Here is a 24,453-nt window from a genome sequence, read left to right as displayed (position 1 = left end):
CGCCCCTCACCCTCCCCCGGCGCGTCGCCCCCCGACCCACGCCCCGCCGCGCACCAACCCCCACCCGCCCCGCACCGCCCGCCCGGCCAACCAACTCCTACTACGGGCTTCGGTAGGTAGATAGATCACCCAGTACTACGACCTGCGGCGCGAGCCGCCGGCGCGACGTAATGGCGGCTGGCTGGTCCCCTCGTACGACGGCCTCCGGCGCCAGCGCCTGCGCGTACCGACCTCGGACTGCTCGCCGGATATGCGGCCGCTGCACCAGCCCTGGTGCGTGGCGTTCAAACCCCGGCCACTCACCGCGTACGACGGCTGCTATCCCGGTGCACGGGCAACAGGTCGACCACCTCGTACTGCGGCCCGCGGCGCGGAACTCTGGAGCAACGTATCGGCGGTGGACTGATCACCTCGGACGCCAGCGGCGCCGGCCGGGCATACCCGTGCTCGGGCGGGCTGCCGGGTACTACGGCCAACTGCGCCGCCTTGCTACGGCGGCGTACGCGCCCCGCCAGCCAGCAGGTACCACGGGCTGCCACGCGCCCGACTGCTGTTCCCACCCGACCGGACGCGGGTCAACCGCCTCGTGCTACGGCCCGCGACGCGGGCCGCCGGTGCGGCGTGCTGCCGGCGGGCTGGACATCTTGTACTACGGCCTGCGTCGCCGGGTTACTACTAGGCGTACAGAGGCGGCTCTCCACCTCACACTGGCGGTAGGCCTGCGCCGCCCGTACTGCGTACGCGACCTGGCTCACCCCTCGACTACGCGACGCGGCGCCCGGCCCGTACGGCGTACTCCCCCCTCCGCCAGCCGCCTCCCACAGCCCTCCCCGAGCGCCAACCCACCGCACCCACCCCCGCCAAATCCCCTCCCTGAGAGCCGATTGGCACCCACCGCCCTCCCGCGTGTATCGTTACCCATCGTTGTCCGGCGCTCGTAGCTCAACGGATAGAGCATCTGACTACGGATCAGAAGGTTGGGGGTTCGAATCCCTCCGAGCGCGCCAGCACAAGCCCAAGTCAATCAGGTGGTTGACCTGGGCTTTTGTGTTTTCCGGGACATGGCAGAAGGGCGGCCCGACTGCTCGGCCACCCTTCCGTACCCCCACGCGTACCCCAACGTCACCCTTCCTTCTGCTCCCCGAACAGGAAGTCGAGCTTGTCGACGGCGTCCCGCGTCACGTCCTCGGCCACGTCGACATAGATCACCTTGGTGACGGTCGGGGAGCTGTGCCCGAGCACGTCTTGGATGTTCTCCAGCGGCACGCCCTGGCTGTAGAGCAGCGAGGCGCACGAGTGCCGCAGGTCGTGGAACCGGATACGCCGTACGCCGGCCTTCTCGCAGAGCCGGTCAAAGTGGCGGTTCATGTTCCGCGGCTCGATCGGGGTTCCGATCATGGTCGAGAACACATAGCCGCCGTCCTGCCATGACTTGCCCGCGTTCTTCCGCTCCTGACTCTGAGTGGCCCGGTGAACCCGGAGAGCGGATACCAGCGGCTTGGGTACGGCGATCAGGCGGGTACTCCCATCCGTCTTGACGTCCCCGAGCTTGAGCGCGCCGTCGACCCGGTGGAGAGCCTGGTTGACCCGGATCAGGCCGTTGTGCAGGTCCACATCCGCCCAGCGCAGGCCGAGCGCTTCACCGCGACGGAGACCGAGCGACAGCGCCACGGCGTACAAGGCATAGAGCCGGTCTTCCCGGATGGCCTCCAGGAACTTGGTTGCCTCGGCGCGACTCCACGCCTTGAACTTCGGCCGGTACTTGTGGTTCAGCCGGAGTTTCTTGGCGATGTTCTCGGTCAGGATCTCGTCCTCGGATACGGCGTCTTGGAGAGCTGCCCGGAGCAGGCGGTGTAGATACCGGACGGTCCCGTCTGAGACCGTCGACCGGCAGCAGACCGGCGGAACGAGAGCGCAGCACTTGGCGCCAATGATCGCCTTGGCGTTCTTCCGAGGAGGCCGGCCTGCCCGCTTCTGCCGCTCGACCTCGGCGCGTTCCTCCCGAGCCTTGTCCTTGCCCTGGGCGCAGCACTGACAGACCTGCTGGAGCTGGAACAGGCCGCGCCGTACGTCGTTCGGCCGGAGAGTGGTGAGCTTCTTCTTGCCGAACAGCGGTACGAGATACTTCGTGATGAGCCACTTGTAGCTTGCAAACGTCGTGTCACGGACCCGATGCCGTGCGTGCTCCTGCAGCCAGTAGTCCAGGTACTCGGCCACGGTCTGCGAGCTGGACGCCACCCGCTTGCCCGACATGGTGTCGGCCTGCATCTTGGTCAGCTTCTCGTGAGCCTCCTCCCAAGACTGGCCATACACGCTCTTGCGGACCTCGCGGCCATCCGTCGTGATCACATAGGCGCGACCTTCGTACGTGCCGTTGGAGCGTTGCCGAATGTTGCCCTCTCCGTTGACGTTGCGCTTGCCCTTCTCCGACTTCGGCGCCTTGGGTGTCTTCGCCTTGGTCTTTGGCTTGCGGGGCTCTTCGGGCTCCTCCGGGGCCATGAACGCAACCGTGGTCATCAGGCAGCGTCCTCAATGAGACCTGCAACGTAGACGCGGATGGACGCCATCGGCACCCGCCGGCCGTTGCGGACCTTCACGCTCGTCAAGTCCTTCTCCTTGATCAGTCGGTAGACGGTCCAGCGGGACACGTTCAGTACTTCCGCCGCTTCTTCGACCTTCAGCAATCGCGAATCGTCTTGCATGGTTGGCTCCTCGCCAGCTAGGCCGCTGTTGCGGCGGATCTGTCGTCATCAGTTGCCGAACGGGTTTCGTCCGGTGGTCTGGCTCGTTGTTTGGCTTCCTCGTACTGCGTGCGCCAGCGGATGCGTCTCGTGATGGCGTGCGCCATGACTTCCTTGTGCGTAGGCACGTCCTCGTCACCCGGCCGGATCGGTTGCCAGATGAAGCGAGGACTTTCGGCGTCGTCGGTGTGGGTAGCGAGTTCGTTTTGGTCGTCCATCTCCACCCCGGCGGCTGCGAGGGTCTGTCGGACCACCTCGGCCCGGTCGGCACGGTGCTCGGTCAGGGTCTTGCCGGTCCATTGACGGGAGACCAGAACGCGACGGCCGCCTAGGCCGAGGTGTGCCCGGTCGTGTGCCTTGGACTGGCACCGGCCGGGCGTCTTGTTCGCCGAGGCGTCCTTGGGCGTGATGCCGTAGAGGACCCAGTTGGCGCAGGCCGGCGAGCAGGGCAAGACCTGTACGTGAGCGTGGAGGCGGTTGAGGTGCGCGAGCTGGGCCGGGTGAATGTCCGCGGAGTCGTCGCCGTAGGTCTCTCCGATGGACTTGCCGAGGTACTTGGTCAGGTAGCCGATCGCCTTGCCTACCTTGGCTTCGGAGTCCGCAACGATTCCTTGGTAGTCGATCTGCGAGCCGAACCGGACGACGTGCGCAGGCTTGGCGGAGGGATCGGCGCCGAGATCGTCTAGTGAGGCATCCCATCCAGGGAGTACGGCGCCTGTCGCCTCGTCTACGAAGGCTTCGGACAGCTCATCCCACACCGGGAGGCCCGCGTCCAGGTTGGAGCCGTAGACGGGCTTCCTGTGGCTCGGCCACCAAACTTGGTGATAGGTGGCCTTGGCGACCTGGCGCACGATGTCGCGGGCAACGGTGCCCCGTACTGCGGCATGCAGGTGCGGTGCGAGTCGCTTCTGTGGCTCGACCACCGCGAAGTACTGCGCCTTGTAGCCAGCGCACCGCCGAAGGTTCTGCATGAACCGGTCGACCAGCTTCGGGAAGTGCAGCGCGTCCAGCGCAGCTCGGCGGTAGTCGTAGGTGCTCGGGTCGACCGGAGTTGAGAGCAGCGGTGAGTCTTTGCCGTGGAAGATCCCGCAGTCGCAGGGGATCAGGCCCTTGCCCGGAACTCGGTGGGGGAGGCGATGGGTCGCGCCGTAGGACCCAAGCGTCAAGGTGAGGAACATCGACGGCCGGTAGGTCTTGCCGTTGGGAGCGGTGAACGCTGAGCCGATGGTCCGGCTGTCCATCGGGATCTTGGGCAGGTCAGCCGCGTCCTGCCGCCGCCGTGTCGAGCGGGTACGCCGGGTCTGCTCTTCGCCATCCTCGTCCTCTTCGTTCGGCTCGTCCTCGGCCTGGTCGCCGGGAAGGTCTTCGGGTTCGGCGTCTCGGTGCCAGCCCTCCCGGCACTGCTGCATGCGGAGGCGGCGGTTCGCATCGGCGCACGGAGGACACTTGCTGACCAGCGTGGAACCACACGACACCCCGACCACTCGGTCGGTGCCGGTCTCGGTGTCAAACACCCTGTTGAGAACCGGGCGCACGCACACGCCGTTGCTCACGGCCAGGTCCCGGACGACGTCCAGCGGGAACCGGTCAAGGCTGCTCTTCGGTGTGGTGAGGCTCATGCCGCCATCCCCCAGGTTGCAGACGGGCCATCGAGGTACGGGCTCAGGGCGTGATCCACGTCGATACCTTGGGCAAGGTCTTCGCGGATGGCGTCGCGCTCGGCCTCGGTCGTGCGGCCCCAGATGCCTTGCTCATCGGCGACCAGAGCAGCAGCCAGGCAGTCACGCACGACCGGGCAGAACGCACAGATGTCCTTCGGGTCGGTACGTCGAGCCGCCATCTCGTCTTGATAGAAGTCGTCATGATCCAGGTAGCCAGCGCAGTTGGCCTCGTCCTGCCAACCAACCTTGATCCGCCGAACGAGCGAGGCCCGAGATTTCCGGGAAAGGCCGGCCACCAGCGGGAGCACCAACTGACCGGGGATCTGTCGACGTACCGTCATGCTGCTGCTCCTTCCAGGGTCGAGACCGAGATGGGGTCGGTAGGTCCGGTGAGGTCCGGGGCGTAGGCGTTCACGAGGTCTGCAATGGCCTCGTCGGTGATGTGGGACAACCTGACGCGGATCGGCTCGGTTTCGCCATCGACGGTCACGTATCCCACACCGGGCAGGGATTCGGGGATCTTGTCGCAGCGTGCACCGCGTTCTCTCGCGCCGTCCGTGAGCACGAGTTTCACTTGCTCGCCCTCGCTCATCCGCAGGGCAAGACGAGTCGGGAACAGGTCCCGGAAGGGAAGTACTTCCTTGCGCGGGTCTTGCAGAGCGCCGACTACTGAGATCCCGACCGCTCGCCCTTGCGACAGCAGGAGCGAGAAGGCTTTGGCGATGCGCTTCTTCATCGCCGGGTCAGTTACGTACGCCGTCAGCGACGCCAGCTCGTCCGCAATCAGCACGATGAACGGTTCATCAAGGCTGGGCTTCAGCAGCCGAGACAAGCCGCGGAGCTTCCCCTGCCGCCGACGCATGATCACGACCAGGTCCTCAAGCAGCGTCGCGAACGCCTCTTCGTACTCAGCATCAGTGGCACCGTCCATCGCCGGATCGGAGCCGTAGCAGAACCGGTGAAAGAGCCGGCGGCCCAGCGCGAGCTCCATGCCGCCCTTGGGGTCGAGCACCCATAGTTGGACCAGACCCGACCGGATACCGGGACCAAGCGCGGCGATGATTGACCACAGGACGGAACCCTTGCCAGCGCCTGTAGCGCCCGCGACCAGCAGATGTGTGTAAAGCAGGCGCAGACGGAAGATCAGGCCGTCTTCGCGTCGAGCCACGTCGAGCGCTTGCAGGTTGGGCGGATCGGCCGCAGGGATCGGGGCGACGATCGCTCGCAGCGGATCGTTTGTCAGGAACCACAGCACCAGCCGGTCAGTCCGCCGAGGCAGGACCCACGAGATGTAGCGCCCCATCCATCCCTCGGTTCCGCCAGGCCACCATGACGGGATCAGGGAGGCCGCCGACCGGACGCGGCAGTCTTCGGCGCCGAAGGTTCGCGCCAGGCGCTCGGATTGCTCGGCGTAGTCGGTGAGGATCTGGCCAGGCAGAAGCCTGACCGTCACTTGGTCGACGGTGCCCGACGAGCGGACCTTGATGATTCTCGGGACGTAGGTCCGGTCATCCATTCGGACCGTGAGTTTCAGGGCCCGCATCGTCGTATCCCAGCGGGTCCGGTACTCCATGAAGCGTCGTCGTGATCCACGAATCCGCCACACAACTCGCTGTGCGAACGAGTCCGGCCACAGCCAGCGCCATCCGCCCAGGACGAGGCCCAAGGCAGCCACAGACGCAATGACGATCCACGCCGATCCAGTGGTCCAGAGCCTGTAGCACTGCACTCCGACAGCCGTGGTGGCAACGATGCCAGGATGTCTGGCGAGATAGCCGAGGCCGCGACCCAGCGCCCGGAGGCAGAACCACAGGACGACCCAGCGGAGACGAATGGCGACGGTGGGGGACCGGAAGTTCACCGGCCCCGTCCCGACCTCTTTCCCCTTCACCTTGGCCATGACGATCAGCCGCCATTCGCTTGCTGCTCGGGACGACGCAGCGTGTAGCTAGGGCACGGGCCGACATCGTGGCGCCGGCCACCGCAGAACGGGCACGGTCCCTTCTTGTCCCCTCCATCGGACAGGCCGCAGTACCCGACCTCTCCGCCGTCAGCACGAACGAAGACCTCAGTTGCCTGCCGCCCGCAGGTGCAGAGATCGCCGGTCGCCGCCCGCCGCCAGGGGGTCATCAGATCCAGCCTTCGGAGTAGAGAACCTTGCTCCCCGGCCGGTCGTCGTTGATCTCGTCCGCTTCGTCTTCGTCGTCCTCGCCGGTGTAGTCCCACGGGTCCGCGTCGACCTCGTCGGAGTCGGACAGCCAGGACTCGTGCTGAGCCAGCCAGGTCCGAGCTTCGAACTGGACGAACTTGCTCGCCTCTCCCGACAGCAACTCGCTGAGCAGGAAGGCCGCGCGGCCGTTCTGGTAGGCCAGGTACTGACTCGGTTCGACGGTCTCCGCGATGCTCATGGTCAGGCCGCCTTCTGGGTCGTGGCGGAGCCCGCGCCCGGCATGTTCTTCGGCGCCCGGACGCCGATGCAACGGAAGCTCCAGCCCTGACGAGCGCGGCAACGGTGCGACCGTCCTTCGTCGGGCGCCGAGCATGTGCGGGTGTCGACCCAGGGAGCGGCGGTCAGCCCGTCCAGCTCGACGGGCGTAAATGGGAGGCCCGGCAGCGCGGGCGGCAGTACGGGCTGCTTCTCGGACAGGATCTTGATGGTGAACGTGCGATCCGCCTTGCGGGCTTCGGGGTCTCCGTCCATCACGTCCACGGTCCAGACCGGCAGACCGTGTGCGTCATCCATCGTCTGAACCGCGTTGGTCTTGGTCGACTTCTCGAAGTCGCGAGCCATCACGACCTCGGAGACGGCGAACAGTCCGTACGGGAAGGTCTCCCCGAAGTCGACCGGGATCCTCTTCGGCATGCTCATGGTGGGTTATGTCCCTTCATTGGATTCGTACCAATGTTTGGTACGAGACCAATGTTTACCTGACCGCTGGCGCCAAGTCAAGGAAAATGGGACCATTGGTTGGTACGAACCAGGAGGTTCCTTCAGATGGCACAGTCAGAACCGCTCTACCAGCGGATCGCAGCCGGTCTCCGCGAGCAGATCCGAACCGGTCAGATCAAGGCGGGCGAACGCCTGCCGACCGAGCAAGATCTCATGGCCGACCACGGCGTCTCTCGGAACACCGTCCGGCTTGCGCTCGGCATGCTCCAGAACGAGGGCATGGTTACGAGTACGCCGGGGCGCGGCACGATCGTCCGCGAACGGATCATGGCTGACTACCACGCCACCTGGGCGGAGTCCCGCGATCGTCGAGCCAGCGACCAGGCCGACGCCTTCCAATCCGAGATGGCCGAGCAGGGCCGCCACGCGGAGTACCGCGACTTCGCCATGAGCCTCGAAGTAGCCGGCCCCGACTTCTCCAAGCGTCTCCAGGTAGCCGAGGGGGAGCCGGTAGTGTCCCGCGGCTTCATCCGCTACGCCGACAATCAGCCGCTCAGTCTCCAGACGAGCTATTACCCGATGGACATCGCCCGCGAGGCCGGTCTAGTCGTCCCCAACGACGTTGCCGGCGGCGCTATCCGAGCCATGGCGGCCGTGGGGCATGAGGAGATCGGCTACCGCGACGAGATCACAGCGCGCATGCCCACCCCGGACGAAGCCCGCAAACTCCAGCTCGGCTCGGGAACCCCGGTCATCATCTACGCCCGCACGACCTTCAGCGACAAGCGCCCGCTACGCCTCACGCTGACCACCTTCGCCAGCGACCGAAACCGAGTCATCTACGAACTCGGAGACATGCGCGCCTACCTCGCCCAAGAGGACGCCGACGCATGATCATCGAACGCGCCACCGTCGAGGACCTGGGCGTCATCCTCACCCTCCGCACCGAGGCCAGCGAATGGCTCGCTCAGAGCGGCATCGACCAATGGGCAGTCGCGTGGCCGAACCCCGAGGAGCAGAACCAACGCATCCTCGCAAGCATCGAGCGCGGCGAAACCTGGATGGTCCGCAACGAAGACGAGGCCACGATGGCTACCGTTGCCCTAGACACCTGGTCAGACCCCCGCCTCTGGACCCCGGACGAGCAGGCCGACCCTGCGATGTACATGCACCGCCTAATCGTCCGCCGCAAGCACGCCGGCCTAGGCACCGAAATCATGGACTGGGCCTCTCACCGCGCCCACCGCCTCGGCCAGCACTGGCTCCGCATCGACGTATGGACCGACAACACCGGCCTACACCGCTATTACGAGAACAACGGCTTCAACCACGTCCGCACCCTCGACCTCGCGGACTACCCCTCAGGCGCGCTCTTTCAAAGATCAACCGACTTCGGTGATGAGGTTCCTTAGAGACCGTTGGCTGATTGCCAATTTAGTGGTCTAAGGTCCATATGGCTCAGCTCTCAAGCCAGTCAGGTGGGATGAGTTTCTCTCCGTGGCGCCAGCGATAACGAACGGCCTCGTTGAACCATTCTTCAGGCAAATCGGCATGATCACAAACGATGATCTGAAACTCGGGCGCGAGTTCTAGAGCAACATTGCGCATCAGCTCAAACATGGCCCTCACTGCGATACGGTCTGCGTCATCTTCCGGCACGCCGCTTTCGTTATCCTTCTCAGAAGGGTAATGCGCCTGCGTCGGCTGATCGAGCATCAAAAATCCAGGCACTGGACGATTCTGCAGAGTCAAGAACCTATGCAGCGCTAGGTGCGTAGCAAGGTGATATCCGACCCAGTTCTTGGCGCTACCGATGCGCGATAGGGGAGCGGGTCCGGTTGGCGTGTCCGCAACCACGGTGAGCTTAGCGAGGTCCAAGCGAACATCTTCAGCGCTATGTTCGAGCTGAAGTTGACTCGCATATGTTCGGATATCGCGTCCCACGACCACCAACCTTGAAGTCAGCTCTTCGCGGTTGGAGTCATCGTCGAGTTCGGCTGCCAGCGCCTCCACTGTTTCCTGAGCTTGGCGGAGACGCTGACGCAAGACTTCCAAAGCGACGTCGTCGGTCAGCGTCGCTCGCGATAAGGTCGCGTCGATCCGGCCGCGCGTGAAGTCGCGACTATCGGCCTGGGTTTGCTCACTCACTCGTCGACCACGTTCGATATCCTGCACAGCAGCCTGTGCGACACGAAGTTCTTCTCGAAGACTCTCAGCGCGAGTCTCAAGGTCCGCGAGTGCCTGACGATGGCCAGGTCGGGCTCCTGCGATATTGCCGACCTCTACGTTTAAGTCGGCCAGGCTTCTCCGTAGAGCCTCTGCCGTTGGATCCGGCTCGTCCATGTGGCTACCGCAAGCAGGGCATTCGGAGTTCTCCGCCGCGGCCTCGCTCTCACGGGCGTCTTCATCGCCGGCGGCTTGAGTTTGGTCGGGTAGCAGACCGAGCACGGTCAATCTCGACTGCTGTTTCGCTAGTGCCACTCCAAATTCAGTAGTGGCTCTCGCTTCATTCAACAGCAAGGCCCTGTCGTCCATGACAAGTCGCAACTGCGAACGGAGCTGATCACGTGATGTCTCTAGAGCTCGATATCGATCTTGATCGGCAGGGCTGTCTAGTGACTCCTCCACTGGTGTGGCTGTGCGAGCACCTTGAAGGACCCGGATTAGTTCGGCTCTGTTAGTGAGTTGGACGTCCTCTACCAGACCGACTGATTGGGCCTCCCTGAATAGCGCTCCGAGTTCAACGTCAATGGTCTGTGCAGACTGTTCGGCACGCTCGACCTCCCCTTCCAGTCTCGCCAGACTTCGCTTTGCATCACGTAATTGAGCGCGTTTGCGGGCTTGGTCTGGCGCAACAGCGCCGAGAAAATATGGGATGGTATCGCGTAGCGCCTGGTCAATACCGTCCTCACCCATCCGGTGAAACAGGACAGTCTGACTGGCGACCTCGCTTTGACTTTGCAAGCATAGAAGGGCGGCATGTCCGATGTTGGCTTCGAAAGCATAGCGAAGCGATCCGGGACCAGGCTCGACTAGGTTTTCTTCGATCCCAATGCGCCGACCAAGTTGTTGACGCAACTGTCTGCTATCAATGTTGGTGTGAAGGGATTCCAGAGGAGGCGGTTCGAGGTTGGTTCCGAACTCAAGCATTGCGGCAGTTGTGCTCAGTTTGCCTTTTGCTGGCCTTGGCCTTGCTACAAACGCTCGGCCGCCAGAGGAGTCCAGTTGCCATAACGCGGCGAACCAGGCAACCGTGTCCGAGATGGGACCGACTGGGACCAAGTTTGCATCACGTCCAAGGCAGAACTCGACGATGGTAAGGAGCGCGCTCTTCCCGGTCTCCGACTCGCCGGTCACGATATTGAGAGCGCCCGGGTGGAAGTCGAGTCTTCGAGTTCGACCGTCGGCATTGTAGAGAATAAGCGCGAGGAGTTGCATGATGGCTAGGGTGCCACGCCAAGCATGACAAAGGCAGTAGCTGGCTGGTCTATCTTTGCCAGCCACTTGCCCACGAACCCAGCCTGAGCAACGATGCGTCCGGCCTCGCTAGCACGGTCGGGTGCGCGGCCCTTGCCTGCCGCGAGCGTTCCCGTCAGCCGGCCCTCGGTGTCGACAGCGAGAAGGCCGTTGCTAATCCCGAAACGCACCCCCTCCCGAACGGGGTCACGCAATGACACCGCGCGCAGAGCAAACCCAGCGTGCTCGACCGGATGTTGAGCGACCCACGCTCCCAGGTGACTTCGCGTGGTCTTGGGCAGGACCTCCCTGGTGCCTCGATGTAGCACCAGGGGAGCGACCAGAAATGCAAGCGGCCACGGCATCGGCTTCTCGTCCGCTAGTTCGTACTGGATTGCAGCGGCGGCGGTAACAACTGCTAGCAGGGCAGGGTTCAACATGGCTGCTTCAGTTCTTGACCGCCTGCTCCACGCCGTCATACTGAGCAATGATGCCAGCGATCTCCATCTTTCCGCACGAAACGCCGACAGGGACTGTGTCGATCGGAGATCTTCAGGCGCTCACGACCGCTGCGAGGCGCGTCGCAAACTCTGGGTGCCAGCCGACACCAACGCTCAGGTCCACCCGATCTGCGAGATCGTGCCGTTTGCCGCGACCGTAGAAAGGTTCGTTGTAATGGGCCCGGACCGTAACTCCGGTTGATGAGAGCAAGGAGTTCAGCAGTCGCCTGCCCGCTCGCACCTTCTCTTTCGCAAGATCAACAGGGTCTATGTCGGGATCTAAATCTTCAATGTCCTCAAGCATGGCGTTGAAGGCAAGTTCCCATTCGAAACGAAGATTATTCTCAAATTTGCGAAGTTCGTGAACATGTAGAAGATTGTCGTCAAGCCAATGTGTTTCCTGTGTCGTGGCGCGGTAGTAGTCGATTACCGCTAGTCGCAAGCTTCGGTGATTGACAAGTTTCAACTGGGCGATGAATCGCGCATCTGCATAGTGTTCGATATCTTCGTCAGTGACATCGTCAATCTCTACGGTGGTTGGAAGATTCTCGCTGGTATAGGTGTCGCGTAGTTCCTGTACGAATGTCAGTGCCGCAGCTACGTCGATGGCCAATCTTCGCCCCGCGAGCATGTCGACCGATACTGCCGCCCACCAGCGCCAGATCTCGCCGACGAAGCGATTCTGGGCCTTTTCGCCGGAGGGTAGGCCCCAGGCAATTGCCTGTCGTACGCCGGCATCCAGATCTTCGGGTGGTAACTGCGCGTCGAGGACTTGAACTCGCTCTAGAAACGTGGTTCGGTCCGCTGGGGTGAGTTCTATGAATTTCTGCCGAGCCGCAGCCGTTTCTTTGTTCGTCGACTCCTGAGCCGCCTTGAGAAGCAACTGGGCAGCAGCCGGAACATTGCGCGATGACGCGACAGTGCGCAATGCGTGCGCTGCCGTGCCGGTCGAGGCCATGGAGGTCGTGACTAGAGCGAGGTCTGCGCCCTGAGGATCGGTGCAATCAGCACGGCCCATCCAGATGCCGAGGGTCTTCCACATGTCGACGTCCTTGTCGCCAAGTCCAGCTGTCGACTTTGCATGGAGCTTGGCCTGCAACAATTCGACCGGTTCGCCGTCGTCGGTCCATGCGACATCATCGTGCATCTCAAGACTGACTGCCTGATCCGGCCGGCTGGGTGCTTTCCTGAGAAGGTCAAGTAGCGCCCAGTTTGTCTGGTACAGGTAGCCAGCCGCGGAGGCCGCTGCGCTGTGTTGCCCTTTCACCATGTGCGACCTCCCGGTTGGATCCAGTGGCACTCTGCCACCGCTGCTTCTATCAGACCTCCGAACTCGGCGGTCGGCAACGGCTGCGCCGTGGCGGCACTCTCCAGCAGTGGCCCGGCTACCTGAGCGACGGGCCCGGCCGGACAGTCGGAACGTCGGCCGCAACTTCCTCGGTTTTCAACAGGTCGCTGATCGGGCCATGACCGGCAAGGACAGTCTCCGGGGCAATCTCGGAGAGCGGTACCAGGACGAATGCTCGCAGGTGTGCCCGAGGATGCGGGAGCGTCAGCACCGGGTCGTCTTGGGTGATCTGGTCGTCGCCGTCCCAGACCGTGATCACGTCCACGTCCAGGGTTCGTGGGCCGAAGCGACGTTCGGGGTCTCGGACTCGGCCGCCGGCCTTTTCGAGTTCGTGGGCCAGCTCGAGCCAGCCGTCAGCAGGGATACCGTCGGCGTCGACCAGGACCACCGCGTTCAGGTACTCCGGCTGGTCGGGATCTCCCCAAGGCGGTGTCCAGTAGCTCCCAGAGACCGTCACCAGGTGGTCGGCGAGCCCGTGGAGTGCCTTACGTAGGTTGGCTTCCTGGTCTCCCAGGTTCGAGCCCAAGGCGAGTACTGCACGGGTCATGCCGTCGTCTCCATCTGCAGGAACTGGCGAAACTCTCGGGCCGCTGGCTTGATCTGGTCGACCGCGGGGACTGCCTTGTACGTGTCCCAAGCCAGGTCGGTCACCACGTTGATCCGCTGCTCTTTTGGAAGCGTCTCCAGAACGCTGAAGGCGTGTTGCAGGCCCTCGGCCACCGAGCCGTCTTGGACTATCGCGGTGGCGCGTTGCAACTCGACTTGGCCACGCCGACGGGTCAGCTCTGGAGGAAGGCCGGCAAGGGCGGCATCGGCTACTCGAAGAGCATTCTTGGCGTCGCCCAGGAACGTGTAGACGTACAGCTCAGTGAAGGTCGTCCGTGACTCCGGCCAGCCGAACTGTGAAGCTTCTTCGCGGACCACGTCGCGAGGTAGGGCAGCCTGCACATCTGCGAGTTGCTGAAGCGCGGAGACGGCCTGAGGTTGCAAACGCAGTCGGCCGGCCACCTCGGCGTACGCAGCTAGTGCGCAGGCGCGCTCCACCGTTCCTGGCAAGGAGATCTGCACAGCCTCACGTGCCGATCTGAGGGCATCCGGAAGCGATCGCCGTTCATAGAGTGCACGCATCGCGTCGCGCCCGCGAACCCACACCTGAACCTGTTTCGAGCCGGATGCGTCGGCTGTCTGGCGGGCAGTCCGCCACCAGCGAGGAGCCGCGACCAGATCGCCGGAGTTAGCGAGAACCTGAGCCATCAAGGCGCACAGATGCGCAGTCGTCCGGGAGAGCTGGCGTTGAGCGTTCGCGTCGCACGGCACGTTGATTTGCTTGCCCAACAGCGCGAGGTCCGCGGAGATCGCCGGCAGCATCACCGACGGAGCGGCTACGTGGTACAGGTGGCCGTAATCGCGGACGATGGATTCCCATTCTTCAGGTCCTCGCATGTGGCCGTCCGCCAGGACGCGCCTGACGTTTTCGAGTCCGTCCAGGCCGGCGGATGCTGCTACGCCGGTGGCGGCGCCTAGGAAGCTTCTTCTGTCCACGTCGTCACGTTCCTCCGAGTTCCGGGAGTGCAGCTCCAGGGCAGCGCGCTCGGCGGACGCCAGCCGAGTCAGGTACCCCTCGGCGCCGAAAAGGTCATCTACCTTCTCGGCCACGCCCGCGCTCGGGACGGACTTGCCGCTCTCGATCCGCGACAGGTGGCTGTAGTCGTAGGTGATCTGACGACCAAGTTCCCGAAGTGACATGCCGCGCGACAGCCGCAAAGCGCGCAGTACCGCCGCGAACGAACCGTCACCCATGCCGGTCTCCTCACCGTCCCGCAAGTCAAGGCTACGTGCTGTGTTCGGTCGTTGACAGTGTTGCTCAACAGTCACGCAACGTGGCAACTGTTCTCTCTCGGTCACTGTCGCGCAACGCTACAGGCGCTGGTTCGTTCAGTTCCAGCTCGCTATCTATCGGAGTGAGACCGCGTGATCCCTGAGATGTGGGCACTCATCTTCATCACTGCCGTCCTGGCCGTATGCATGGTCCGCAGCATCGTGCGCGACTACCGGGGCGACTGATGGGTGACGCCTTCCCCAAACCCTTCGCGGTCGCCTACGTCGGTGCGCACACGCTGGCCATTGACTCCGAACTGCCCTGGCTGAAGAGGGAGATCGCAGCGTTCGCCACCGCCCGCGGCTTCATCCTCCTGATGACATACGTGGAGGAGTCGCAGACGATGCCCGACGCGTTCGGAGAGTTGGTTCAGAACGTCTGGAGAGACGGCGTGAAGACCGTCATCGTCCCGAGCCTTGCTCACCTCGCCGCACTGGGCAATCCGGTAGTGATGAAAGCCCATCTAGAGCACCACATCGGCGGGAAGGTGCTCTTCATCGATCCCGCCTTCTAGTCGACGGAGCGGGCGTGCCGGTCCCTGCGCCCGCGCCCGCTCTGTCTTCCAACCGAACGGCTCACTCACGACTTCAGGCCCCGAGTGAGCCGTTCTCCGGCGGCAGCAGGTTCCAACCCTCAACAGCCCACCACCTCACGGGCTGGGGACCTGCGCCGCCAGCGACCCTCGGTCGGTCTCCTCACCGGCCGGGGGTCGTTCCAATGCCAGCCTGCCGGCCGTCTGAAGCGCGACCGTCGAACGGACTAGCGATGCGCTGTCGACTCAGGTAGACCCGGTACCAGTCTGGACTGTAGCCGGATCTACGAGGGTGTCCCTCTCCCAACCGGGCGGTAGGGTTCTTGTGACTTCCGACCTCGGGAGGACCCGTGACGCGACTCCCAATTCTCGAAAGCACGGTCAAGCAGCTCTACGGCACGGCGACCACGTGTGCGTATCCGGAGTGCGATGAAAAGCTGCTCAGATGGCTTGATGGTCTCCACTCGCCCTTGTTGAACTCGCGCATCGCGCACATCTGTGCTGCCTCGGCGCTGGGTCCTCGCTATGACGAATCCATGACAGACGAGGATCGTAGAGCCTTCGGCAACCTAGTCCTCCTCTGCCTTCCACACGCGGAAGAGGTCGATCTGAAAGTACTCGCCGATCGCTACCCGGCGGAGACTCTTCGCAGGTGGAAGGCCGTCCAGCTCGAAGCCGCCCCTGCTAAACCTCCCGAGCTGCCCGAAGGCCTGCTCGAACGCGCGGTGCTCCTATCGATGGGCGACGTCCTGATGGATTTTCGCGAAGCAACGATTGATCTCGGTGGCAAGGCTGCACTAGCCCCCGGCGCGGGTGGCTCGGGCGGTGGAGCCATCGGACCGGGTGCGAGGGGAGGTGACGGCGGCCCCGGCGGCGACCATCACACATTCGCGGTGACCGGCCTGCAGGTTCTTGGCGAGGTTCCGATCGAGATTGGTCCGGGAGGTCGTTCCGGCGTGGACGGCTTGCCCGGCGAGGCCGGAGGACACACGCGCTTCGGCGCTGTCGTCACACCTGGCGGTGGTCGAGAGACGCATTCACCGTTTCCTGCCGCCCTCAGCGAGATCGTAACGACGTCGGTGTCTTCAGCTTTGTTCGCCAACTACGCCGAGATCAACAACGGCCTCAGCTACCTGATGGGCGCAGGCTGGTCCACCTATGAAGTCGTCGAACTACCCGGCCCCTTCCGCGCCGGTCTCTGGGTCTGGCTAGATGTGTCCTGGACTGACATCGAGCCTGGAACGGATATTCCCATCGAGGTGATCGTCGAGTTGGTCACCCCTAGTAAAACAGCGACGTTCAGCAAGAAGCACACCACGATCATCACCCCGCCCGAACGCGACGGGTTCGAACGGGCGACATTCGGATTCGCTGTAGTTGGCACCCTTCATGACGCAGGCCTGCACGTTCTCGATGTCTCGTGCAACACCGGGGCTCGACTTGGCCAGTACCTCAACGTCGGCATCAAGCCTTCGTCCGAAGAACCAACTGCGTAGCGCTGCCGAGTTGACCTCTTAAGAATCAAGGCGCGCCGCGAGCGGCGCGCGGCGTGGGCCGGGCTTACGACCTACGGCCGACGCCCTCACCCCCGCCGACCGGCCAAACGGCGTACCGGATTCTGAAGAGGTCTCCCGCGGCTGCCGGTCCGGCTCTTCTCCGAGCACCTGGTCCAGGCCGGCGGTTGGCCTCGTCCCCCTGGCCGCTCGATTGTCCGGCCAGACCGCCGCGCATCAAGAGCGCCTACGGCGTCCCTACGGGATCGGCAAGCCGACTCTTGACCCACGACGCCCTGCCCTGGGTTTGCAGCTATCAGGGGGACGGGGCAGGTGTGGCGGCGGATGCAGGGGCGCTAGCTCGGCGGGTTCTCGATCGCGTAGAGAACGCCCTCGGTCATCGTGAGGTATTCGGTCGCGCGATCCATCGTCGTCCCGACATCGGTATTGGCCGCGAGATTCCGGAGCACCGCGAGCCCTTCGATGGCGGTAGCTGTCTTCTCGGTTATTAGCCCCTTCTGCTCCGCCAGCTTCGCGAGCCCCGCGCCGCCTACGTGGAGCTGTGTCACGCCGACGCCAGCGTCAATCAGCAGTCCGAGCAGGCTCTGTTCGATGGCGGCGAAGGCTTCAGTCACGGCAGTGTCCGTGTACCCAGACTCCAGACGCTCACGAGCGAGGTCGATGGCGGTCTGAACTTCAACGCGGCGTGAGTCCGCCGGCCTGGTCGGAAGAGCGGTACTCCGGGCCTGTTCTACCTCGACCCCAGTTACAGCGGCTCTGACGTCCCACTCCGCCTCGACGGGTCCGATCTTCAAGCGCTTCATCCCGCTCGATAGCAACTCCAGGATCTTCGACCGGAAGAGGAGTGCGATGACCACCGCCGCAAGCGGCCATGCCAGGGCCTTGAGCACGGCTGCGATGAACTCCAGTGCGGACACGGCGCGAGCGTACGAATCAGCTGTGCGGACGAGGGCTGGAACACGCTTGGCCATCGCTGTCAGAGCAGGCTCCCGGCCAGCCGAGGCAGGCGGCTATGTCAACCTGTGCACATGGCATCTGAAGTCAGTTCACCTCAGCGCATCCTCGGGATGTGGACCGGGATCGAGAACATGCTCATCTGGATCATCGCCGCACACGTCACAGGCAATGATCCCGCCCGCTTCGACCTCTTCATGAAGTTCTGCGCGGACAGCGTCAACTCGAAGGATCGAGTGAGGATGTTTCGCGAGGTCGTCGAACAGAAGGGCCTGAGCGGTGAGGTCGGCGAACCAGTTTTTACCAGCCTCAACCGCATCATTGATGTGCGGAACGAGGTCGCTCACGTGACCGCCGTGCAAGTTCCGAGTACGGGCGAGACGGTGTGGATCAAGATCAGGAAGGGACAACCGACACAGATCCCTCTGTCGGAGCTCGAAGCGAAGGTAGCTGGCGCCGAGGAAGCTCGACAGACGATCCTGAACGCGGTCTCTTTTGCGGCAGCCAAGGTGGGATACGACCTCCGATCCGGGGGGGAGAACCTGAAGGGGAACGAGGAGGTGTCCGGCTAGCCGGACATCATGTGCTGGCCGCGATGCCGATTCCGTACCCCAGTCGTACCCCAACGGCGGCTGCCGGTGGGCATCTGCGGGCACCTAGGACCAACGCGCCACCGGTGGGCACGGGTGGCGGCTCAGGGTTTGCAGGCTCCTACGGATCAGAAGGTTGGGGGTTCGAATCCCTCCGAGCGCGCCGCACTCAGCCCATGTCAATCAGGTGGTTGACCTGGGCTTTTGTGTTTTCCGGGGAACGGCCAAGGAGAGCGGCCGTGGTGCTCGCCGCTCTACTGACCCCCACGTTCGACCTCAACGTCATTCCTGCGTCAGCGGCGGCCACAAGGGTTACCGCCGCGACAGCATCGGGCCGAGTGGCTCGATGACTAAGCAACCTCCGCGACATCACACCAAATAGCCGGCGGGGCTGGCGCGTGACCCTGCATCCGCGCCCCGCCCTGCCTTCCACAGCTCCGGCTCCACTCTTGCTGACGGTTCAGACGAGATCGAAAGTGCCACTCACACCGAACTGGACAAGGGCCGCTGCTAGGTGCACTGCCGCCCTTGCCTCGGCGGCGGTCTCGGCGCGAGTCTGATCCGGCCCACCGTGACGCGAGGTCTGACCCTCCCAGAGCGTTCGCATCATGTGAAGCACGGTTTCAACGCCACTAACAGACCCGTCAGCGATGACGAACTTCCACTTGGAGGGCTTTGAGGTGATGTCGCGGATCATCGTGCCGAGGGTCTGCTTGCCGTTCTGCGGCGACACTCGACCTGCCAGCGCGGCCTCCACGGCCTTTATCGCCTCGCTGTAAGACTTGACGGGGTCCGGGCTTCGACCGTAAGCAGCGTTCCAGGCGTGGGCGAGATGATCGCCAGCTGAACCGGCCGGCGCGTTAACGGCCTCGCTCACAAGTTCTTTTACTCCAGGCGACACCCGCTCCTCCAGACCATCCCAAGCTGCTCGGACGGTATACGCCGAATTTGCCTCAGTCAGGAGATTGTTAAGACCCCCGGCTCGACCACCATCCCAGCCATAGCGCTCCAGCATCGCCTCGACCAGATCGAGCATGAAATCCCTGTCTTTGTTGCACCAATCGCGAAGGACAGCAACCTGTTCGTACGTGCTACCCGCAGGCATGTGTCGCCGGAGATCAAGCGCTAGCGTCGCCGGGCGATCAGAGTCAAGGCCATACACCGACTCGCCGAAGCAGCCCTCGACCCAATTCCAGAGCGGCTGTCCCAAATGCGCCGGAACGCCGAAATGCGGTTCTTCTAGCGCTCGTTTCGCCTTGCGCTGTCCAGGCTTCCAGGTCACAGAGGGAAGCATAAGCGAGCCCACAGACAGCCCGCTGCCGGATTGACCTCTTATGGATCAAGGGCGCGCCTCGGCGCTCCGGGCCGGGACCGTCCTTCGGGGGCGGGCGGGCCCATGCGACCCGCCGGCCGACCCCCGCACCCCGGAGACCGACCCGGCCTGAGACCGGAAACCCCTTGAACATGAGGAAGCGGGCAGAGCCCGTCACAGGCATCTGACCGCTGGCTAGCCCCGTCCCGGTGGCCGCTCGATTGTCCGGCCACCACGACCCACATCAAGACACCCCACGGGCGTGGCTGGCAAGGGGTTGGTCTCTGTCGATTGTGGTCGCCTGTGGCACGGCGATTCTCGATGTGAATAGGACGACGCGGGGTGGGTTGCTAGGTTGCCGCGGGGGACGGTCCGCTTAACCCGGTGTGCTTATTGAAGGCGCTGTGTTTGCCCATCACATTGAGGTGGATGTCCTCGCCCACGGGACGGTAGTCGAGGGTGGCTCAACGTAAGTGGGTCCACAACTTCGCGCCGTTCGTGCTCCACGCCGCGAGCTCGACTTCTGCCGACATCAAGACGACGTTGCCGTACTGACGCCAGGCCCAAAAGCCCACGTCGGCGTCGTCAACGAAGGTGGGCCGCCATTGGCCTACGGAGTCGCGGCGGTAGCCCAGGAGCCGGGAGCCGGCCCCGACGAACAGCTCGGCCGTGTCGGGCACGAATAGTACGCCCGGGGTGAAGCCAGTTCCGGCGGGGCTGAAGTGTTGAGTGACCACGAGTTCTGCCCAGTCGCCAGTTCCTATCGCCATGTAGCAATAGCCAGTCGACGACCGGTCATCGGTTGCAGGGAAGTCGTCGACGAGGCTGGCATGGGCGAGGTAGTGGCCCAGCAGGTCTGGTGGCTGTGTGCCGACGACGATGCTGTAATCGCCTATAGTCAGCGTGACTGCGTCGACCGGGTTATCGCTCACCGGCCTGATTATCGCCTGCCGCAACGTCGTCAGTGGGTCGCCACCTTCCGGCGCCGGTGATGGTGCGGGTCTTCGCGGCAACGTCAAGGGCGCTTCGCGACGCTGCGCGTCTGCCTGGCGGCAGCCCTTGACCCCGCCGCTGCGCCCCGTGATTCGGCGGCTGTCCGGCCGGTGGCTCAGGCCGCGGTCGGTGGAGCGTCGCGGGCGGTGGTGGGCCAGGCGATGTCCTCGCGATAGGGCTCGTGGTGTTGGAGGCAGTGGTGGAGTTGCCCGACGAGTTTGCTGCCGAGGCGACGCAGCGCGGCTTCGTGGGTGTCGCCGGCGGCGCGTCGTCGACGGTAGTAGGCCATGGCACCTCGGAGTGCTGCATGGAGTTGAACGCCCACCATCGGCAGGCATCGGCCAGCCGTTGATTGCGGGCCCGGCGCAACAGCACGACACGGGACATGCCGGAGGCGCGGGTGACCGGGGCGGTCCCGGCGTAGCGACGACGGCTGGCAGCATCGAGGAAGCGGTCTGGATCGTCGCCGAACTCGCCCAGCACCCGGCCGCCGAGAACCACACCGAGTCCGGGCAGCCTTCGCAGGATCGCGGCGTCGGGGTGGTTGTCAAAACGCGCCGCCAACGCGGCCTGGAGCTCGACGATGGCGGCGGCGGTGCCCATCAGCGTGGCGACGATCGATCGCACCGCGACACCCATCGCGTCCTCCACCGCCGGCGGCTGGTGCAACTGCGGGACGGCGAACGTCTGGTGCAGCCGCTCCACCTCGTTGTCCCGCAGGCAGATCCGTCCCGCCGATGTCAGTAGGTCCCGGATCTGGTCGCGGCTGAGCGCCCGGGCGTGGCGCGGGGTTGGTGCGGCCGCCAGGATCAGCAACGCCGTCTTGGTGGCCAGATTCGGGAACGCACTCAGCGCCGCTGGGAAGAACGCACGCAGCACCGACCGCAACCGGCCGATATCGCGAGCCGGGTGCGCACCGCGTCCTGATGCGCGCGGGCCAGCACCGCGATCGCCTCCACCGCGGCCGCATCGTTGGCTCGCGGTGCCGCGCCGCATCGGTGCGCAACAGATTCGCCAGCACCAGCGCGTCGGCCGCATCCGACTTCGCGCCCGAGACCGCGTAACGGTCGCGATACCGGTCCACTGCCTTGGGGTTGATCGCGAACACCCGATAGCCCGCGCCCCGTAACGCCGCCACCCACAGTCCACGGTCGGTCTCGAGCGCGATGCTCACCTCCGCCGGCTGCCCCGCATTGGCGCATAACAGCTCCGTCAGTCGCGTGAACCCGGCGATGTCGTCGGTGATACGCCGTTTGACCAGCACCCCGCCATCGGCATCGACAATCGCCACATCGTGGTGGTGCTCAGCCCAGTCGATCCCGCAAAAGATCACCATCCGCCATCCCCTCCCTCTGTCTGCCCTCATGGCTGAGCCGCGGGGGCCACGCGGCGGGGCCACCGTCTTGACGAAGAGATCCAAGCCTCCGGGCGCCAAAGTGATCACCCAAACCGGTGGCCGCGAGCCGCACGCCCACGGACCCATTAGAGCGCTCCGCGTCCCACCGGGATCGGCAAGCCGACTCTTGTCCCGCGCCGCGCCGGCCTGGGTTGGCAGCTATCACGAGGACGGGGCACGTATGGGCGATGGTCCGCTCTCTACACCGTTGCTAGCCAGCCGGACTGCTCTAGCCGTTCCCAAGCTCGCTTCACATGCCGGGTTGTAAAGAGGTGCCCCTTACGCGCGCTCCACTGCTGCACGAGAGCGACTGCGACGTCAGGATCCTCGCCTGCACGGGGGTCATCGTGTGTCGACACCCAGTGAACAGTGGTCAGCAGCTCTAGGCCATAGGGAGACGCGAAACCGGCGATCAACTGAAGCACCGCGTCGATTCGCTGCAGCGTTGAATCCGGGTGCTCGTCGAGCCACCTCTCGGCGTTCTCCGCCTCAGGAAGTAGCTCCAATGGACGCAGCTTGAGGATCTGTTCACTTCTGTCGCCGTAGCCGCGGAGGTAATGTCCTTCTAGTTGCTGCAAGACATGATTCAAGTTCTCAGCATACGGGCCGTACTGAGCCTTGGTATAAGCAAGACGCAAGGGCTCACCCACAGTTTGAAGGAGGTACATCAACTTCTGAATCTCTAGAAGCGACGCCCCATTTTCGGTCGTGACCTGCTCTTCCTGGCTTAGACGTGTATAGCGTGTCAGGAGGGCGAGAAGTGCGGCACGACCTGGCGACATGCGAGGTTTCTTGGTTGCGACACGCATCTCACTGGCATCTGGAGCGCCGCTCGGTGGGAACACGCGAACGTCCACATCCGCTAGCGCACCCAAGCTTTTCGTGATCAGCGGGAGGACGTCATCCCACCGAAGGCCACCGTTCCCGCAGCCGAGGGCAGGAACAGCGATTGACCGAATGTCATATTCTCTGATCACTCGAATCAAATCTTGTAGCCCGCTGATGATATCCGGGATCTTCGATCGTGACTTCCAGTGCGCTTTGGTCGGGAAGTTGATGATGTATCGCTGGGCGCCCATGCGTCCGGTGTCGAACACGAACATATTGCCGAGCTTGACCTCTTCCCGGTCACAAGCGGCTCTATATGCCTTGTAGTTGTCCGGGTACGCCTGCTTAAACTGCAAGGCGATTCCTTTACCCATGACGCCGACAGTATTTACGGTGTTCACCACTGCCTCGGCGTCTGTGTCAAGAATGTTGCCCTTCGTGATCTCCATCATGTCGACCTCCCTCCGCGATCGTCCTGACATGGTCTCGAAGGCCACCGACAATTTCAGTAGTACCAGTCACGTCGCACGCGCACAGGCTCGGATCGGCCGGCGGTTCGCAGGATCTCGCGGACCTGGTCAGCCCTCGTCTCATCGAAGGTTCCGATCCCGAGAAGAGCCTCCCACTGGAGCTCTTGATGGACGAGAAACTCGGCCATCCGCCTGCGCATCCTGTCGCCATCCTCCGCAGTGTTCTTCCATATCCGAGCACGCATCACATCCCAGTCCACCACCTGGTCAATATCGGACAGATCTGTGTAGTAATCGGTCAGATCGTTCGCGCAGTTACCGTCAGAGTAGACCCACGTGTGCTCCGTGGCAGCGACCCGCTCCGCCGACGAGACGAGGTGTACCAACGGTCTCTGGCCACCTGAATATGTCGGGACCTGGCCGCTCTTGATCTTGAGCATCATTGGGGATCGAGGGGCGAAGTAGAACGGTACGTAGTCGGCCGGACACCCGTAGGGCGAGACCGGGACACTAACTTGTCTACGGCGACTCTTTATGTCCCGATCTCCGGCTTCGACCTGAAGCAGACCACGGGCTTGCACCGTCGTGTCGCAGCAAATCCTGCCCTCGGCCAGCATCGAGGGCAGGTTAGCGACGGATGTGAAGTGGTAGATGAGGTGAGTGGCTGTCTGGCCTCCCGTGCGCACCATGTTCGCTGTCGAATCGGCACCCTGCGCTCCTGTGCCTCGCTCACTGGGGAGTGCAGTTTACGCCACTTGGCCACTGGACCTCGGCAAATGCTGGCTCAGGCGCTCGGGCGTGCCCTCCGCGTGCCCCGACGGGGGAGTACTGGAGGGCGGGGGCGGTCACTCAGGGGGGCGAACCAGCTACGCCCACGGTCAGAGATCCGCGCTCAGGCGAGCAGGAGCGCGACAACCTCCTTTGCAAAGGCAGTACCAGGCGACCCCAGTCCGACCCCAACGACACCGCACGGGCAGGCTGACAGTGGCGGTGTAGCTGGCGCAGGGCGGCCGCGTCTGGACCATTCGTCTGCAGGCCGCCTACGGATCAGAAGGTTGGGGGTTCGAATCCCTCCGAGCGCGCCAGCAGGAGACCAGGTCAATCAGGTGGATGACCTGGTCTTTTGTCATTCCGGGAACTGTGTCTCCCCACGCGTCAGCTACGCCCGCCGCTTCCACCCACCCACGGGTGCGTGCTGCGCCCGCTTATCAAAGCCCCGTGGACTCGCGGTCCGTAGTCGGCGAGCAGACCCTCGAACCGGGTCTCTGCGCTGATGCGGCGTGCTACTCCCGAGGACCGGAACCGTCGCGTCCTCGCCCGGATGGAATCCCGCGACCGCCGAGCCGGCGACCAGGCCGACACCCTCCAGTCCGAATTGGCTGAGCAGAG

23 protein-coding genes, 1 tRNA gene and 1 pseudogene are annotated in these 24,453 nt (G+C 63.9%); 6 read left to right on the top strand and 19 right to left on the bottom strand.

The window, feature by feature from the left end; genetic code table 11:
- Positions 1-575: 575 nt before the first annotated feature.
- Positions 576-755, bottom strand: coding sequence for a hypothetical protein (locus tag ABD255_RS33325; protein ID WP_344220792.1), 180 nt, complete (start codon positions 753-755; stop codon positions 576-578).
- Between the two features lie 176 nt (positions 756-931).
- Between ABD255_RS33325 and ABD255_RS33320 the strand changes: the two genes are divergently transcribed.
- Positions 932-1,007 (top strand) — tRNA-Arg (locus ABD255_RS33320).
- A 115-nt stretch (positions 1,008-1,122) separates the two neighbouring features.
- On the opposite strand, the gene ABD255_RS33315 is transcribed toward ABD255_RS33320, so the two are convergent.
- The 7 genes from ABD255_RS33315 to ABD255_RS33285 form a co-directional block, all read right to left on the bottom strand.
- Positions 1,123-2,517 carry a tyrosine-type recombinase/integrase gene (locus tag ABD255_RS33315; protein WP_344220791.1) on the bottom strand — a complete coding sequence of 465 codons (1,395 nt, stop codon included), beginning with the start codon at positions 2,515-2,517 and terminating at the stop codon, positions 1,123-1,125.
- Complete coding sequence (locus ABD255_RS33310; RefSeq protein ID WP_344220790.1) at positions 2,517-2,702, bottom strand: helix-turn-helix domain-containing protein; 186 nt, start codon at positions 2,700-2,702, stop codon at positions 2,517-2,519. The genes ABD255_RS33315 and ABD255_RS33310 overlap by 1 nt, the downstream gene beginning before the upstream one ends.
- A 17-nt stretch (positions 2,703-2,719) precedes the next feature.
- Complete coding sequence (locus tag ABD255_RS33305) at positions 2,720-4,360, bottom strand: replication initiator (RefSeq protein WP_344220788.1); 1,641 nt, start codon at positions 4,358-4,360, stop codon at positions 2,720-2,722.
- Positions 4,357-4,743, bottom strand: a complete 387-nt coding sequence (locus ABD255_RS33300) for a WhiB family transcriptional regulator (protein WP_344220787.1) — start codon at positions 4,741-4,743, stop codon at positions 4,357-4,359. Before ABD255_RS33300 ends, ABD255_RS33305 begins: the two co-directional genes overlap by 4 nt.
- On the bottom strand, positions 4,740-5,975 hold the full coding sequence (locus tag ABD255_RS33295; RefSeq protein ID WP_344220786.1) for an FtsK/SpoIIIE domain-containing protein: 1,236 nt from the start codon (positions 5,973-5,975) through the stop codon (positions 4,740-4,742). The genes ABD255_RS33300 and ABD255_RS33295 overlap by 4 nt, the downstream gene beginning before the upstream one ends.
- 556 nt (positions 5,976-6,531) lie before the next feature.
- Complete coding sequence (locus ABD255_RS33290) at positions 6,532-6,810, bottom strand: hypothetical protein (protein ID WP_344220785.1); 279 nt, start codon at positions 6,808-6,810, stop codon at positions 6,532-6,534.
- Between the two features lie 2 nt (positions 6,811-6,812).
- Entirely contained in the window at positions 6,813-7,271 is a 459-nt protein-coding gene (locus tag ABD255_RS33285) for a plasmid replication, integration and excision activator (protein ID WP_344220784.1), read from the bottom strand.
- 126 nt (positions 7,272-7,397) lie between these two features.
- Here ABD255_RS33285 and ABD255_RS33280 point away from each other — a divergent pair, with 126 nt between their 5' ends.
- Complete coding sequence (locus tag ABD255_RS33280; protein WP_344220783.1) at positions 7,398-8,186, top strand: GntR family transcriptional regulator; 789 nt, start codon at positions 7,398-7,400, stop codon at positions 8,184-8,186.
- Positions 8,183-8,704, top strand: a complete 522-nt coding sequence (locus tag ABD255_RS33275; RefSeq protein ID WP_344220782.1) for a GNAT family N-acetyltransferase — start codon at positions 8,183-8,185, stop codon at positions 8,702-8,704. The genes ABD255_RS33280 and ABD255_RS33275 overlap by 4 nt, the downstream gene beginning before the upstream one ends.
- A gap of 46 nt (positions 8,705-8,750) precedes the next feature.
- Here the strand turns inward: ABD255_RS33275 and ABD255_RS33270 are convergent, their stop codons facing one another.
- From ABD255_RS33270 to ABD255_RS33255, 5 genes are all read right to left on the bottom strand, one after another.
- Positions 8,751-10,730: a DUF3732 domain-containing protein gene (locus tag ABD255_RS33270; protein WP_344220781.1), complete on the bottom strand. Its 1,980-nt coding sequence runs from the start codon at positions 10,728-10,730 to the stop codon at positions 8,751-8,753.
- 5 nt (positions 10,731-10,735) lie between these two features.
- Entirely contained in the window at positions 10,736-11,227 is a 492-nt protein-coding gene (locus tag ABD255_RS43910) for a three component ABC system middle component (RefSeq protein WP_425554593.1), read from the bottom strand.
- Between the two features lie 73 nt (positions 11,228-11,300).
- Positions 11,301-12,518, bottom strand: a complete 1,218-nt coding sequence (locus ABD255_RS33265) for an ABC-three component system protein (protein WP_344220780.1) — start codon at positions 12,516-12,518, stop codon at positions 11,301-11,303.
- 115 nt (positions 12,519-12,633) lie between these two features.
- Positions 12,634-13,143 carry a 2-amino-4-hydroxy-6-hydroxymethyldihydropteridine diphosphokinase gene (folK, locus tag ABD255_RS33260; protein WP_344220779.1) on the bottom strand — a complete coding sequence of 170 codons (510 nt, stop codon included), beginning with the start codon at positions 13,141-13,143 and terminating at the stop codon, positions 12,634-12,636.
- Positions 13,140-14,501, bottom strand: coding sequence for a helix-turn-helix domain-containing protein (locus ABD255_RS33255; protein ID WP_344220778.1), 1,362 nt, complete (start codon positions 14,499-14,501; stop codon positions 13,140-13,142). Before ABD255_RS33255 ends, folK begins: the two co-directional genes overlap by 4 nt.
- Positions 14,502-14,659: 158 nt before the next feature.
- On the opposite strand from ABD255_RS33255, the gene ABD255_RS33250 reads away from it, so the two are divergent.
- Entirely contained in the window at positions 14,660-14,989 is a 330-nt protein-coding gene (locus ABD255_RS33250) for a hypothetical protein (RefSeq protein WP_344220777.1), read from the top strand.
- Between the two features lie 368 nt (positions 14,990-15,357).
- Complete coding sequence (locus ABD255_RS33245) at positions 15,358-16,503, top strand: hypothetical protein (RefSeq protein WP_344220776.1); 1,146 nt, start codon at positions 15,358-15,360, stop codon at positions 16,501-16,503.
- Between the two features lie 353 nt (positions 16,504-16,856).
- On the opposite strand, the gene ABD255_RS33240 is transcribed toward ABD255_RS33245, so the two are convergent.
- Positions 16,857-17,438, bottom strand: a complete 582-nt coding sequence (locus ABD255_RS33240) for a hypothetical protein (RefSeq protein ID WP_344220775.1) — start codon at positions 17,436-17,438, stop codon at positions 16,857-16,859.
- 111 nt (positions 17,439-17,549) lie between these two features.
- Between ABD255_RS33240 and ABD255_RS33235 the strand changes: the two genes are divergently transcribed.
- Entirely contained in the window at positions 17,550-18,047 is a 498-nt protein-coding gene (locus ABD255_RS33235) for a hypothetical protein (RefSeq protein WP_344220774.1), read from the top strand.
- A 478-nt stretch (positions 18,048-18,525) separates the two neighbouring features.
- Here the strand turns inward: ABD255_RS33235 and ABD255_RS33230 are convergent, their stop codons facing one another.
- The 5 genes and pseudogenes from ABD255_RS33230 to darT all read right to left on the bottom strand — a co-directional run bounded on the left by ABD255_RS33230 (position 18,526) and on the right by darT (position 23,753).
- Positions 18,526-19,347: a hypothetical protein gene (locus tag ABD255_RS33230; RefSeq protein WP_344220772.1), complete on the bottom strand. Its 822-nt coding sequence runs from the start codon at positions 19,345-19,347 to the stop codon at positions 18,526-18,528.
- A 494-nt stretch (positions 19,348-19,841) separates the two neighbouring features.
- Positions 19,842-20,309: a hypothetical protein gene (locus tag ABD255_RS33225; protein ID WP_344220771.1), complete on the bottom strand. Its 468-nt coding sequence runs from the start codon at positions 20,307-20,309 to the stop codon at positions 19,842-19,844.
- Between the two features lie 176 nt (positions 20,310-20,485).
- Positions 20,486-21,703, bottom strand: a pseudogene (locus ABD255_RS43905) (IS110 family RNA-guided transposase).
- Positions 21,704-21,966: 263 nt separating this feature from the next.
- On the bottom strand, positions 21,967-23,046 hold the full coding sequence (gene darG / locus ABD255_RS33215) for a type II toxin-antitoxin system antitoxin DNA ADP-ribosyl glycohydrolase DarG (protein ID WP_344220769.1): 1,080 nt from the start codon (positions 23,044-23,046) through the stop codon (positions 21,967-21,969).
- Positions 23,047-23,099: 53 nt separating this feature from the next.
- Entirely contained in the window at positions 23,100-23,753 is a 654-nt protein-coding gene (gene darT / locus ABD255_RS33210) for a type II toxin-antitoxin system toxin DNA ADP-ribosyl transferase DarT (protein ID WP_344220768.1), read from the bottom strand.
- Positions 23,754-24,453 lie beyond the last annotated feature (700 nt).

Origin of the sequence: Kribbella sancticallisti, assembly GCF_039530625.1 — a bacterium.
Classification (GTDB): domain Bacteria; phylum Actinomycetota; class Actinomycetes; order Propionibacteriales; family Kribbellaceae; genus Kribbella; species Kribbella sancticallisti.
This window is presented reverse-complemented; position numbering and strand designations above follow the sequence as displayed.